Source organism: Pseudomonas asplenii, from assembly GCF_900105475.1.
GTDB lineage: Bacteria > Pseudomonadota > Gammaproteobacteria > Pseudomonadales > Pseudomonadaceae > Aquipseudomonas > Aquipseudomonas asplenii.
Genome location: NZ_LT629777.1, coordinates 4,656,810 through 4,672,992, shown reverse-complemented (window position 1 = coordinate 4,672,992; position 16,183 = coordinate 4,656,810). Strand labels below are relative to the sequence as shown.

The 16,183-nt window shown below is 63.8% G+C and carries 1 protein-coding gene; it reads left to right on the top strand.

All coding sequences use genetic code 11. From position 1 onward, the window contains the following. Positions 1-36 precede the first annotated feature (36 nt). A complete protein-coding gene (locus tag BLU37_RS20925) occupies positions 37-16,179 on the top strand; it encodes a non-ribosomal peptide synthetase (protein WP_090208447.1) in 16,143 nt (5,380 codons plus the stop codon). Positions 16,180-16,183 lie beyond the last annotated feature (4 nt).

Genomic DNA, 16,183 nt, shown 5'->3' with positions numbered 1-16,183 from the left:
GACAACCCCCATTGATTCTGCAAACAGGTGCTCCAAATGGATTCGTCGACCGACAAGCTGTCCGCGCAAGCCTGCGCGTCCCACGAACTGGCTTCGGTCCAGCAAGGCATCTGGCTCGATCAGATCGCACATCCGGATCTGCCGTACTACAACATCGGCATGTCGCTGGAGATCAGGGGTGAGATCAATATCCCGCTGTTCGAGAAAGCCATTCAAATTGTCGTCGACAACCATGACGCCCTGCGCCTGAGCTTCAGCCATGAGGGCGGGATCGGCCGTCAACAGGTGCTGCCCGAGGCCAGGTTCAAGCTTGAGGTGGTGGAGTTTTCCGAAGCGGACGACGATGCCGGGCTGGCCGTCGCGCACCTGTACAAGGCCTTCGGCAAGCCCTTCACGTCATTGACCGGGCAACTCTGGGAAATGCACATGGTGCGTTGCGGACCGAACCGCCATTACTGGTTCAACCGCTACCACCACCTGGTCACCGACGGCATCGGCGCGACACTGATCGGTCATGCCGTGGAAGACGCCTACAACGCCTTGCTGGCCGGTAACGAGGACTTCGTCGAGGGTCCCTCCTATGTTTCGTTCCTCGAAGAGGACCGGGCTTACCTGCAGTCCAGCCGCTACGAGCGCGACCGCCTGTTCTGGCAGGAGACCTACGCACAGCTGCCGCCGCCACTGCTGCAACGCCGGGCCGATTTCAAGGCCGGCCAGGCCAACGTCCTGGCTCCCAGTGCCCAGGTTCAGGCCATGCTGCCCCGGGCGCTCTACAATGCCCTGAGCCAGTTCGCCAGCGAACGGGGCCTGTCGGTCGCCCATGTGCTGGTCAGCGTGATCGGCACCTACTTCAGCCGGACCGTGGGGGTCGATGAAGTTGTCGTCGGCATGCCCGTACACAACCGTTCCACCGCACGACAGAAAGCCACCATCGGCATGTTTTCCTCGGTCAGCCCGATTCGTCTGCCGGTCGATCCTCAGGGGTCGCTGCTGGACCTGATGAATACCGTCGCCACCCAACTGCGCCGCAGCTATCGCCACCAGCGCTTCCCCATCGCCGAACTCAACCGCAGCCTGCGCCTGACGCAAAACGGCCGGCGCCAACTGTTCGACATCGCGCTGTCGTTCGAAAGCTTCGACGGTGACGTCTACTACGATGGCACCCTGGCGCGGGTGCTCATGATTGACAACGGTTACGAGCAGACGCCCATGGCGATCTTCGTGCGTGATTACCACCCGAACGAAGACGTGCACCTGGACTTCAACTTCAACACCGCCTATTTCAGCCTCGAAGAAGCTCAACAACTTCAACAGCGCATGTTCGCGATGCTCGAAGCGGTGCTGGAGCAGCATGACACGCCTGTGGCGCACTTCCCGCTGATGGCCGAGGGCGAACGTCGCCACTTGCAAGTCGACTTCAACGCCACCGCCCGTGACTATCCGCGTGACGTGCTGATCCACCAGTTGATCGAGCAACAGGTCGCCCAGCGTCCAGACGCCTGTGCCGTGCGCGGCGACGCCGGGCCGTTGCTCAGCTACGCGCAACTCAACCGCCGGGCCAACCAGTTGGCCCATCGCCTGATCGCCTTGGGTGTGAAACCCGATAGCCGAGTCGCCGTCAGCCTGCGTCGCGGTGCGGAAATGGTCGTTGCCCTGCTGGGGGTTCTCAAGGCCGGCGGTGCCTATGTGCCGATAGATCCGGACCTGCCGGCCGCGCGCCAGGCCTTCATGCTCAACGACAGTGCTCCACGTGCGCTGCTCACCAGTCACACCTTGCTCGACAGCCTGCCACCCTCGGACGTGCCGCTACTGCTCCTCGACGCTAGCGACGACAGCGCGCAATTGGCCATGCAGGCCACCGACACCCCGGACGCCCGGGTGCTGGGTCTGTTGCCAACCCACCTGGCCTACGTGCTCTACACCTCCGGTTCCACCGGCACGCCGAAAGGCGTGATGAACGAACACCTGGGCGTGGTCAACCGCCTGCTCTGGGCACGTGACGAATATGCCGTCGAGGCCGGCGATCGGGTGCTGCAAAAGACCCCGTTCGGTTTCGACGTATCGGTCTGGGAGTTCTTCCTGCCGCTGCTGGCCGGCGCCGAACTGGTCATGGCCCGTCCGGGAGGTCACCAGGAACCGGATTACCTGGCCCAGGTGATGCGCGATGCACGCATCACCCTGCTGCACTTCGTACCCTCGATGCTTGATGTGTTTCTGGAGCATCGCAGCGCCCGTGACTTCCCCGATCTGCGTCGTGTGTTGTGCAGCGGCGAAGCCCTGCCCCGCAGCCTGCAACGGCGCTTCGAAGAGCAACTGGCGGGTATCGAGCTGCATAACCTCTATGGCCCAACCGAAGCGGCCATCGATGTCACCGCCTGGCAGTGCCATCCCGGCGATCCGGCTGAAAGCGTGCCGATCGGCCGCCCCATCGCCAACATTCAGATGTATGTACTCGATGCTTTGGGCCAGGTGCAACCGCTGGGCGTTGCCGGTGAGCTGCATATCGGCGGTATCGGCGTAGCCCGGGGTTACCTGAACCTGCCGGAACTGAGTGCCGAACGGTTTATCGTCGACCCCTTTTCCAACGATCCGCAGGCGCGCTTGTACAAGACCGGTGACCTCGGCCGCTGGCTGGCCAATGGCGCCCTGGAATACCTGGGCCGCAATGACTTCCAGGTAAAGATTCGTGGCTTGCGGATCGAGATCGGCGAAGTCGAGGCCGCCCTGGCCTTGTGCCCAGGCGTTCGCGAAGTGGTGGTGATCGCCCGTGAGGACGAAGGCCAACCGGACAGCAAGCGCCTGGTGGCCTACCTCTGTGGGGAACCGGCACCGGCCGAACAACTGCGCAAGGCACTGCTCAAGCACCTGCCCGAATACATGATCCCCAGCGCCTTCGTGCACCTGGAGAGTCTGCCGCTGTCCTCCAACGGCAAGCTGGACCGCAAGGCCCTGCCAGCACCGGATCTGGATGCGGTAATCAGCCGTAGCTACGTGGCTCCCGAAGGGGAAATCGAAATCGCCCTGGCCAACCTCTGGCAGGACCTGTTGCAACTTGAGCAAGTCGGTCGCCATGACCACTTCTTCGAGTTGGGTGGCCATTCCTTGCTGGCCGTGCGCCTGATCTCGCAGATCCGCCAGCAACTGGGGGTCGAACTGAGCCTGGCCGAGCTGTTCGCCCAACCCGAACTGGCCGACCTGGCCCGGGTCATCGCCCAGGCCGGACGCAGCACCTTGCCGGAAATCATTCCGGTGGCCCGTGACCAGGCCTGGCCGTTGTCCTTCGCCCAGCAGCGCCTGTGGTTCCTCGCCCAGATGGAAGGCGCCAGCGCCGCGTACCACATGCCCGGCGGCCTGAGCCTGCGCGGCGTGCTCGATCGCAGCGCCCTGCAACGGGCACTGGCGCGCATCGTGGCGCGTCACGAAGGCCTGCGTACCACCTTCATCCAGGGCGACGACGAACAGCCGTTGCAACGCATTGCCTCGGCCGACGCCGGCTTCAACCTGCAACTGCACGACCTGCAGGGGCTGGCCGACGCCGAGTCGCGGCTCCAGGCACTGGCCAGCGAGGAAGCCCTGCTGGCCTTCGACCTGGAACAGGGGCCGTTGATTCGCGGCCGCCTGATCCGTCTGGCCGAAGACCATCATGTCCTGCTGGTGACCATGCACCATATCGTCTCCGACGGCTGGTCGATCAGCGTGCTGACCAAGGAACTGGCCGCGCTCTATGCCGCGTTCAGCCAGGGTCAGGACGATCCGTTGGCCCCGCTGGCGCTGCACTACCTGGACTACGCCGTGTGGCAACGACGCTGGCTCAGCGGCGAGCGCCTGCAACAGCAAAGCACCTACTGGCAACAGGCCCTGGCCGAAGCCCCGGCTTTGTTGATGCTGCCCACCGACCGGGTGCGCCCGGCGCAGCAGGACTATGCCGGCGCCGCGCTGCCGGTGGTGTTCGACGAAGACCTGACCCGTGGCCTCAAGGCCCTCAGCCAGCGGCACGGCACCACCTTGTACATGACCGTCATGGCCGCCTGGGCCGCGCTGCTCGGTCGCCTGGCCGGGCAGGAGGAAGTGGTGATCGGCACGCCGGTGGCCAACCGGACCCGCAGTGAAGTCGAAGGCTTGATCGGCCTGTTCGTCAACACCCTGGCGATCCGCGTGGACCTCGGCGCACAGCCGACAGCCAAAAACCTGCTGGCCCAGGTCAAGACCACCACCCTGGGCGCCCAGGCGCATCAGGACCTGCCGTTCGAGCAGGTGGTGGAAGTGGTCAAACCCGTGCGCAGCCTGTCCCACAGCCCGATCTTCCAGGCCATGCTGACCTGGCAGGACATGGGCGGCGGCGATTTCAGCCTGGGCGATCTGCACCTCGAAAGCCTCGGCGCCGGGCATACCCTGGCCAAGTTCGACCTCTCGCTGGACCTGGGCGAAGTCCAGGGCCGTCTGCTCGGCTCTTTGGAATACGCCACCGCGCTGTTTGACGCGAGCACCATGGGCCGTTACCTGGGTTACCTGCAGCGCCTGCTGGAGGCCATGGTCGCCGACGACCAGCAAGTGCTGGAGCAGGTGCCATTGCTCGATGCCGTGGAGCGCGAGCAGTTGCTGGTGGGCCTCAATGCCACCGACGTGCCGTATCCACAGGACCAGACGATTCACCAGCTGTTCGAGGAAAAGGTCCAGGCACAACCCGAGGTCATCGCGGTGGCCTTCCAGGAACGGCGCCTGAGCTATGCCGAACTGAACCGCGAGGCCAACCGTTTGGCCCATCAACTGATCGAGCTGGGCATCGGCCCGGACGATCGGGTGGCGATCTGCGTCGAACGTGGCGTGGAAATGATGGTTGGTCTGCTCGGTGTGCTCAAGGCCGGTGCAGCCTATGTGCCGCTGGATCCTGCTTATCCGGCCGAACGCCTGGCCTACATGATCCAGGACAGTACGCCATCAGCCCTGCTGACCCAGCGAGCCTTGCAGGATCGCCTGCCAGCACTGGAACTGCCGTTGTTGCTGCTGGACGATGATCAGCGCGAGGGCTTCAGCGAGCGTGACGACAACCCTGTGGTGGAAAACCTGGGCGTACGCAACCTGGCCTACGTGATCTACACCTCCGGTTCCACTGGCAATCCGAAAGGGGTGATGATCGAACACCGTGGTCTGGTCAACTACAGCGTCGACGCTGCGCGCCTGTTTGGCCTGACGCCTGCAGACACCGTGCTGCAGCAGAACACCCTGAACTTCGACCTGTCGGTAGAAGAGATCTTCCCGGCCCTGATGGCCGGGGCGACCCTGGCGCCAAGTAGGGAAATCTTCGGCAGCGAAGGCACGCAGGATTACGGGATTCGTCCGACCTTCCTGCACATGACCGCAGCCCACTGGCACACCCTGGCCGCCGAATGGCACAGCCAGCCTGAGGTGGCAGTCCGGCGCCTGGCCGATGTGCGCCTGATCAACGTTACTGGCGATGCGCTGTCGGCACAGAAGCTCAAGCTCTGGGATGAAGTGCGACCTGCGCACACCCGCCTGATCAACACCTACGGTCCGACTGAAGCCACGGTGTCCTGCACCGCAGCCTATGTCAGCCACGATGCGGTTGCTGGTAGTGAAGGCAGCGGTAACGCGACCATCGGCAAGCCGATGGCCAACACTCGCATTTACCTGCTCGATGCCCATCAACAGCCGGTGCCGTATGGCGTCACCGGGGAAATCTTTATCGGCGGTGATGGCGTGGCACGGGGTTACCTGAACCTCGAAGAGGTCAACGCTGAGCGTTTCCTGGTCGATCCGTTCAGCACCAGCCCTGACGCCCGGATGTACAAGACCGGCGACCTGGCGCGCTACATGGCCGACGGTCGCATCGAGTACCTGGGTCGTAACGACTTCCAGGTCAAGGTCCGGGGCTTCCGGATCGAACTGGGGGAAATCGAATCGCGTCTAGGCAACTGCGCTGGGGTCAAGGAAGCGGTGGTGATCGCACGGGAAGACAACCCCGGCGAAAAACGCCTGGTGGCCTATGTGGTCGCGCAGCCTGAAGTCAGCCTGGATGCAGCCGGCCTGCGCGCGGAGTTGGCGCCGCAACTGGCCGAATACATGCTGCCGAGCGCTTTCGTGATCATTGATGCAATGCCGTTGACAGCGAACCGCAAGCTCGACCGCAAGGCCCTGCCGGTCCCGGCGGACGATGCTTTTGCCAGCCGCACCTACGAGGCGCCGCAGGGCCGGATCGAGCAGATTGTCGCGACGATCTGGCAAGGCCTGCTGGGCATCGAGCAGGTCAGCCGTCACGACCGTTTCTTCGAACTCGGCGGCCACTCGCTGCTGGCCGTCAGCCTGATCGATCGCCTGCGCAAGCATGGCCTGAATGCCAGCGTCCACACCGTATTCACCGCGCCCAGCGTGCGGGAAATGGCCCTGGCCATCAGCCAGGATTCACACACCCTGTTCCAGGCACCCGCCAACCGTATCCCGACCGACTGCACGCAACTGACGCCGGACATGTTGCCTCTGGTAGAACTGAATGCCGCGCAGATCGAGCTGATCGCCGCTGCCGTTCCCGGCGGTGCCGCCAATATCCAGGACATCTATCCCCTGGCCCCACTGCAACAGGGCATCCTGTTCCACTACCTGCTGGATAACGAGACCGACGCCTACCTGGTGCGCTCGATGATCGAGTTTGATGGTCGCCAGCGCCTCGACGCCTTTCTCAAGGCTCTGCAAACAGTGGTCGACCGTCATGATGTCCTGCGCACTTCGGTGCACTGGATCGGCCAACCGCAGGCGGTACAGGTGGTTCATCGCCAGGCGCAATTGCCGGTGCAAACCCTGACGCTGGTACCGGATGAAAATGCGCGTGCCCAGCTCGATCGTCTGAGCGATCCACGCCACCTGCGCCTGGACCTGCAACAGGCACCACTGATGCGCGCCTATATCGCCCGCGATCCCCAATCCGAACGTTGGCTGCTGGCCCTGATCGATCATCACATGATCAGTGATCACGTGACCCAGGAAATCATCCTCGAAGAGATTCGCCTGCTGATGCAGGACCCGGCTGCCGACCTGCCAGCCGCGCAGCCTTATCGGGAATTTGTCGCGCATATCCTCGCCACGCCCGTCGAAATTCACGAAGAGTACTTCAGCCGCCGCCTGGTCGATGTCGAGTCGCCCACCGCGCCGTTCGATCTGCTGGAAGTCCAGGGTGACGGCAATCATATCGACGAGGCCGAGGTGCAACTGAGCAACGAGCTCAGCCGACGTCTGCGGACTCTGGCCCGGGAGCGCGAAATGGCCCCGGCGGTCCTGTTCCATGTGGCCTGGGCTCAGGTACTGGCCCGTTGCACCGGGCGCGATGACGTGGTGTTCGGCACCGTGGTTACTGGCCGCCTGCAAGGTTCGGCCGGTGCCGAACGGGCCCTCGGGGTGTTTATCAACACCCTGCCAGTGCGGGTCCGACTGGCCGCGCAAGGTGCACGGGAACTGGTGTTGGCAACTCACCGCGATCTCAGTGAACTGTTAGCCCACGAACAGGCCCCCCTGGCCTTGGCCCAGCGTTGCAGCGGCGTGGCCACGGGAGTGCCGTTGTTCACCAGCCTGCTCAACTACCGCCATCAGGGCGTTGACAGCCGATTGCAATGGCCGGGCCTGCACTTGCTCGAAAGCGCCGAGCGGACCAACTACCCGCTGTCCCTGTCGGTCAACGATTATGGCGATGACTTCAGCCTGGTGATGCACAGCGTGCAGCCGGTGAATCCGCAGCGCCTGTGCGCCATGATGCAATGCGCCCTGGAGCAATTGACCCAGGCGCTGATGTACACGCCGAGCATCGCGCTGACGCAACTGGATGTGCTGCCCGCCTCGGAGCGCACCCTGCTGCTCGATACCCTCAACCACACTCGGCAGGACTACCCGACGGACCTGTGCATCCAGCATGTGTTCGAAGAACAGGTCCAGGCACAACCACAAGCTATCGCCGTGGCCTTCCAGGACCGGCGCCTGAGCTATGCCGAACTGAACCGCGAGGCCAACCGTTTGGCCCATCAACTGATCGAACTGGGCATCGGCCCGGACGATCGGGTGGCGATCTGCGTCGAACGTGGCGTTGAAATGATGGTTGGCCTGCTCGGTGTGCTCAAGGCCGGTGCGGCCTATGTGCCGCTGGATCCGGCTTATCCGGCCGAACGCCTGGCCTACATGATCCAGGACAGTACGCCGTCGGCCCTGCTGACCCAGCGTGCCTTGCAGGATCGCCTGCCAGCACTGGAACTGCCGTTGTTGCTGCTCGACGACGATCAGCGCCAGAACTTCAGCGAACGTGACGACAACCCGGTGGTGGAAAATCTGGGCGTACGCAACCTGGCCTATGTGATCTACACCTCAGGCTCCACTGGCAATCCGAAGGGGGTGATGATCGAACACCGTGGCCTGGTCAACTACAGCGTCGACGCCGCGCGCTTGTTTGGCCTGACCCCGGCAGACACCGTGCTGCAGCAGAACACCCTGAACTTCGACCTGTCGGTAGAAGAAATCTTCCCGGCCCTGGTGGCCGGGGCGACCCTGGCGCCAAGCCGCGAGATATTCGGCAGCGAGGGCTCGCAGGATTACGGTATTCGTCCGACCTTCCTGCACATGACCGCAGCCCACTGGCATACCCTGGCGGCCGAGTGGCACAGCCAGCCCGAAGTGGCCGCACGGCGCCTGGCCGATGTACGCCTGATCAACGTTACCGGCGATGCGCTGTCGGTACAGAAACTCAAGCTCTGGGATGAGGTGCGCCCTGCGCATACCCGGTTGATCAACACCTACGGTCCGACCGAAGCCACGGTGTCCTGCACCGCAGCCTATGTGTCCCACGATGCGGTTGCCGGTAGTGAAGGCAGCGGCAACGCCACCATCGGCAAGCCGATGGCCAACACCCGGATTTACCTGCTCGATGCCCATCAACAACCGGTGCCGTATGGCGTGACAGGGGAAATCTTTATCGGCGGTGATGGCGTGGCACGGGGTTACCTGAACCTCGAAGAGGTCAACGCCGAGCGGTTCCTGGTCGATCCGTTCAGCGATGCTCCTGATGCACGTATGTATAAAACCGGCGACCTGGCGCGCTACATGGCCGACGGTCGCATCGAGTACCTGGGCCGTAACGACTTCCAGGTCAAGGTCCGGGGCTTCCGGATCGAGCTGGGCGAAATCGAGTCGCGTCTGGGCAACTGCGCTGGCGTGAAGGAAGCGGTGGTGATCGCACGGGAAGACAACCCGGGCGAAAAACGCCTGGTCGCCTATGTAGTCGCACAGCCCGAGGTCAGCCTGGATGCAGCCGGCTTGCGTGCCGAACTGGCGCCGCAACTGGCCGAATACATGCTGCCGAGCGCCTTTGTGCTGCTCGATGCCATGCCGCTGACGCCCAACCGCAAGCTCGACCGCAAGGCCCTGCCGGCGCCAAGCGCCGATGACGCTGCCCATCGCGAGTACGAGGCGCCCAATGGCGACACCGAAGAGCGCCTGGCCGCCATCTGGGCCGACCTGCTGCGCCTGGATCGAATCGGTCGCCACGACAACTTCTTCGAACTCGGTGGTCACTCGCTGCTTACCGTGCAACTGCAGGCCCGCTTGCACCAGGACCTTGGCGTCGAAATCAATCTGCGCACCCTGTTCGACCTTGGCACCCTGCCCGCCCAGGCCGAATGCGTGGACCGGGCGACCCGCTCGCAGGTCCAGGCAATCGAAGTGGCGTCACGCACCCAGGACTTGCCGCTGTCCCTGGCCCAGCAACGGCTGTGGTTCCTCGACCAACTGGACCATGCCGCCAGCATCGCCTACCACATGCCGGCCGCCCTGCATCTGCGTGGCCGGCTTGACCGCAAGGCGTTGCAACAGACCCTGGACCGCATCGTCGCCCGTCACGAAAGCCTGCGTACCACCTTCGAACACCAGGGCGATAACGTCTACCAGCGCTTTGCACCTGAAACCATCGGCTTTGCCTTGGCCGAGCACGATCTGCGCACCCTGGGCGATGAGGCCCGGCAAGCGCAGGTCGAGCAACTGGGCCAGGCCGAGTTCCAGGCGCCTTTCGATCTGAGCCAGGGTCCGCTGATTCGCGGGCGCCTGCTGCAATTGGCCGAGGATGAACACATTCTGCTGGTCACCCAGCACCATATCGTCTCCGACGGCTGGTCCGTGGCCGTGCTGATCGACGAGTTCAACCGCCTCTATAGCGCATTCAGCCAGGGGCTCGACGATCCGTTACCGGCGCTGGCCCTGCAATATGCCGACTATGCGAGCTGGCAGCGCCAGCACATGCAGGGCGAACGCCTGCACACCCAGACCCGTTTCTGGACCAAACACCTCGCTGGCGCACCGGGCCTGCTCGAGTTGCCTGGCGATCGACCACGACCCCAGGTGCAAAGCTACCGTGGTGCCACCCTGGCGCTGGAGCTCCCTGCACCACTCAGTAGCCGGTTGCGGCAGTTCAGCCAGCAACAGGGCCTGACACCGTTCATGACCCTGCTGGCGGCCTGGTCGATCCTGCTCTCGCGCCTGAGTAACCAGGCCGAGGTCGTGGTCGGAACGCCGGTGGCCAACCGTCAACGCCAGGAAACCGAGGCGCTGATCGGCTTCTTCGTCAATACCCTGGCGCTGCGCGTCGATGTCCAGGCGCACAGTCGCGTGGACCAGTTGCTGTCGCGGATCAAGGCCATCACCCTCGATGCCTACCACCATCAGGACCTGCCCTTCGAACAGGTGGTCGAAGCCTTGCAACCAGAGCGCAGCCTTGGTCACAGCCCACTGTTCCAGGCCATGCTGGTGCTGGGCAATACCCCGCGTGACCAGGCCCTGACCCTGCCCGGCCTGGAATTGAGCGTACTGCCCGAGGTTACCGGCACCACCCAGTTCGACCTGAGCCTTTCGCTCAACGACGACGGCGAACGCATTCACGGCCAGTTCGAATACGCCACCGACCTGTTCGACGAAAGCACCATCACGCGCTGGAGCCGCCAACTGTTGCACCTGCTCGACGCCATGCTGGACGACGTGGCGCAACCGTTGGCGAGCCTGCCCTGGCTCGATACGCAACAACGCCAGCAACTGCTGGAAACCTTCAACCCGCCCCAGGCAACGCTGGATGAACATCCACAGCGCCTGCCACACCGGGTCTTCGAAGCACAGGCCGCACTCACTCCGGATGCCCCGGCGCTGGTCTGCGCCGGGCAAACCCTGAACTATGCCGAACTCAATGCCCGGGCCAACCGCATCGCCCATCGTCTGATTGCCCTGGGGGTAGGCCCCGACGACACCGTCGGTCTATGTGCCCTGCGCAGCCCGGAAATGGTGATCGGCCTGCTGGGCATCCTGAAGTCTGGTGCCGCCTACGTGCCACTGGACCCGCAATACCCGACGCAACGCCTGGCCCACATGCTGGCCGACAGCGCGCCACAGGCTCTGGTCATTCAGCAGGGGTTGCAGTTGCCGGCGCCCAAGGGCCTGGCAACACTGGAACTGAATGACCCCCTGCTGCTGCAAGCTGCGGATCACAACCCCGAGGTGCCAGCACTGGGCTTCAACCATCTGGCCTACGTGATCTACACCTCCGGCTCCACCGGGCTGCCCAAGGGCGTGATGGTGGAACATCGTGGCCTGCGCAACCTGCTGGACTGGTACCTCGATGACCTGGCGTTCCATGCCGGGGACGCGGTGTTGCTGGCCTCGTCCTACAATTTCGACCTGACCCAGAAGAACATCCTCGCGCCACTGATGATCGGCGCCGCGCTGCACCTGGCCGAAGAACCGTTCAACCCCGATGCCATCGTCGCGCAAATCGCCGAAGCCGGCCTGACTCACCTGAACATGTCGCCCAGCGCTTTCCATGCACTGGTAGAGGCCGATAACCATCAAGCCCTGAAGTGCCTGAAACGGGTGGTGCTGGGCGGCGAGCCGATTCAGATCGCCATGCTCGAAAAGCTTGGGCAACCGCGCCCGATGGTGATCAACAGCTACGGCCCGACCGAATGCAGCGACGTGGTGGCCTGGCACCAGGCCGACGCGGATCTGGCGACCTATCGGGACCACTCGATGCCGATCGGCAAACCGATCCGCAATATGCAACTGCATGTGCTGGACGAACACGGTCAACTGTTGCCGGTGGGCGTGCGTGGCGAAATTCATATCGGTGGCGTCGGCGTCGCCCGTGGCTACCTGAACCTGCCGGAACTGAGTGCCGAGCGCTTTATCGCCGACCCGTTCTCTGAACGCAGCGATGCTCGCCTGTACAAGACCGGCGACATCGGTCGCTGGCTGCCCGATGGCACACTGGAATACCTGGGCCGCAACGACGATCAGGTGAAAATCCGTGGCCTGCGCGTCGAGCTGGGAGAGATCGAAGCCGCCCTCGCCGCCCTTCCCGGTGTCCGCGAAGCAGCCGTCATCGCCCGCGAGCACCAGAACGACAAGCGCCTGGTGGCCTATCTGTGCGGTGAGCCGGCAGCGGCCGAGCAACTGCGTGCCGAGCTGCTGACGCGCCTGCCCGGCCATATGGTGCCGAGCGCCTTCGTGGTGCTGGAGGCCTTGCCGCTGACGCCCAACGGCAAGCTCGACCGCCGTGCCTTGCCCGAGCCAGGTCAGGAAGCCTACGCGAGCCGGGACTACGAAGAGCCTCAAGGTCCCGTGGAACGGATCGTTGCCGATATCTGGCAGCAACTGCTGGGTCTTGAACGTGTTGGTCGTCATGATCGGTTCTTCGAACTCGGCGGCCACTCGCTGCTGGCCGTGGGGCTGATCGACCGCCTGCGCAAGCAGGGTCTGAATGCCAGTGTCCAAACCGTGTTCACCGCGCCCAGCGTGCGGGAGATGGCCCTGGCCATCAGCCAGGCCCCACAAACCCTGTTCCATGCACCGGCCAACCGTATCCCGGCTGGCTGTACCCACCTGACACCCGACATGTTGCCACTGGTGGAACTGAGCGAAGCCCAGCTTGAACGGATCGTGGCCGCCGTTCCCGGCGGGGCCGCCAATATCCAGGACATCTACCCCCTGGCGCCGCTGCAGGAAGGCATCCTGTTCCATCACCTGCTCGGTCAGGAGGGTGACGCCTACCTGGTCCTCTCGATGATCGAGTTCGATGACCGCCAGCACCTCGACGCCTTCATCGACGCCCTGCAGGTGGTGATCAAGCGCCACGATATCCAGCGTACCGCCGTGCACTGGGATGGCCTGCCCCAAGCGGTGCAGGTGGTGCAACGCCATGCCCACCTGCCGGTACACAGTGTCACCCTCGACAGCGACAAGGACCCGTTGGAGCAGTTGCGCGCACTCAACGATCCACGGCAACTGCGCCTGGACCTGCACCAGGCGCCCCTGATGCGCGTCTGCATCGCCCGCGATCCGCACTCCGAACGTTGGCTGCTGGCCCTGCTCAACCACCATATGACCAGCGACCATGTGACCCTGGAAATCGTCTTGGAAGAAATCCACGCGATCCTCCATGGCCAGGGCGACAGCCTGCCGACACCACAGCCCTATCGCGACTTTATCGCCCAGACCCAGGCCACTCCGGCCGAAGTCCATGAAGCCTACTTCCAGCGTCGCCTCGCGGACATCGATACCCCGACCGCGCCTTTCGATCTGATGGAAGTCCAGGGCGACGGCAATCATATCGAAGAGGCCGAGGTGCGATTGAGCAGCGAACTCAACCACCGTATCCGGACCCTGGCCCGCGAGCGCGGGATGACCCCGGCCGTGCTGTTCCATGTGGCCTGGGCGCAGGTGCTGGCCCGTTGCACCGGACGCGATGACGTGGTGTTCGGCACCGTAGTCGCCGGCCGCTTGCAAGGCTCGGCGGGAGCCGAACGGGCGCTCGGGGTGTTTATCAACACCCTGCCGGTACGGGTCCAACTGGCCGCGCATGGAGCCCATGAACTGGTACTGGCCACCCATCGCGATCTCACCGAACTGCTCAATCACGAGCAGGCCTCCCTGGCCCTGGCCCAGCGTTGCAGCAGCGTGGCCACGGCCTTGCCGTTGTTCACCAGCCTGCTCAACTACCGACACCAGGCCGATGACAGCCAACTGCACTTCCCGGGCATGCACATGCTCGACAGCGAAGAACGGACCAACTACCCGCTGGCCCTGTCGGTCAACGACTACGGCGATGCGCTCGGTCTGTTGATGCAAAGCGTGCAGCCGGTGGACCCGCAACGCCTGTGCAACATGATGCAGCTGGCACTCGAACAATTGACCCAGGCACTGATGCACACGCCGAACATTGCGCTCACACAACTGGATGTACTGCCATCCACCGAGCGCACCCTGTTGCTGGATACCTTCAACCAGAACCGCAAGCACTACCCGGCAGAGCTTTGCATCCAGCACGTGTTCGAAGAGCAGGTGCGCCAGGCGCCTGGAGCCATTGCCCTGGTCGATGCCCAGAGCAGCCTCGACTACGCCGAACTCAACGCACGGGCCAACCGCCTCGCCCATCGCCTGATCGCGGCGGGCCTGCGTCCGGACGAACGCGTGGCGCTGCTGGTGGAGCGCAGCCCGGAAATGATCGTTGGCATCCTCGCCATTCTCAAGGCCGGGGGCGCCTATGTACCGCTCGATCCGAACTACCCGCAGGATCGCCTGCAACACATGCTCGAGGACAGCTCGCCACGGGTGCTGTTGAGCCAGGGCAACCTGGCCGAGCAACTGCCAGCGCTGTCGATCCCTCACCTGCAACTGGAGGATGCACCGGGCAACGACAGCAATCCGCATGTCGCCGGCCTGACGTCACGGCACTTGTGCTACGTGATGTACACCTCCGGCTCCACCGGCAAACCGAAAGGGGTGATGCTTGAGCACCGTTCCGTCTGCAACCAGATCGGTGCCCTGCAGGAACGTTATGGTCTGAACCCGCAGGACCGCGTTTTGCAATTTGCCACCATGACCTTCGACATGTCGGTTGAAGAGATTTTCGGCGCCCTGCTGTCCGGTGCCACCCTGGTGCTGCGTAGCGATGCCTGGATCGCCGGTACCGCAGCCTTTGCCGCCCTGTGTGAGCAGTACGCGATCACCGTCGCCAACCTGCCGACGGTGTTCTGGCAACAGATCAGCCGCGATGCCCATGTGCCGCTGCCGACCTCTCTGCGCCAGTTCATGATCGGTGGCGAAGCCGTGGGCAAGCAGGCTGTCGCCCAGTGGTTCGAACGCGAGGGTCATCGCCCGGCGCTGTTCAATGCCTACGGCCCGACCGAAGCCACGGTCAACGCCTCGATTCGCCTCATGGAGCGCGACAACGAGGATTTCCGTTCCATCGGCAAGCCGGTGCGCAACACCCCGCTGTATGTGCTGGATGCCGCCGGCAACCTGGCGCCGCTGGGCGTGGCCGGTGAACTGCATATCGGCGGGGTGGGCGTTGCCCGGGGTTATCTGAACCGCGCCGAACTCAGTGCCGAGCGCTTTATCGCCAACCCGTTCAGCAGCGATTCGGATGCCCGTCTGTACAAGACCGGCGACCTGGCCCGCTGGCGCGCGGACGGCACCCTCGAATACCTGGGCCGCAATGACGACCAGGTGAAAATCCGTGGCTTCCGTGTCGAACTGGGGGAAATCGAGGCGGTGCTCGCCACCTGTGCCGGTATCCGCGAAGCCGTGGTGGTCGCCCGCGAAAGCAAGCCCGGCCAGTCCGACAGCAAGCGCCTGATTGCCTACCTCTGCGGTGAATCGGTGCCCCTGGAGCAACTGCGTGCCACGCTGCTGGCGGCGCTGCCCGATTACATGGTGCCCAGCGCCTATGTGTATCTGGAATCCATGCCACTGACCCCCAACGGCAAGCTGGACCGCCTCTCCCTGCCCGCTCCGGGCCAGGAGGCCTTTGCCAGCCGCGCCTACGAGGCGCCGAACGGCGAGATCGAAGAGATGCTCGCGCAGGTCTGGCAAGACCTGCTGGGTATCGAGCAGGTGGGCCGTCACGACAACTTCTTCGAACTCGGTGGTCATTCACTGCTGGCGGTGCAGGTCATCCTGCGGGCACGCGAAACCTTCGGTGTCGAAGTCCCTCTGAGGGGCCTGTTCGAGCATCCGTCGCTGCTAGCCCTGGCCGACCTGATCACCACCTTGCAACTGGCTCAGTACGAGTCGGACGAATTGCTGGACCTGCAACACCAAATGGCTTCGCTGTCTGAAAGCGAACTGCTCGCTATCGTCTCCAAGGATGCTTGATAAA

What these genes read in the sequence shown, in the direction of transcription:
- BLU37_RS20925 (WP_090208447.1), top strand. Translation starts at nt 37, where the DNA reads ATGGATTCGTCGACCGACAAGCTGTCCGCGCAAGCCTGCGCGTCCCAC.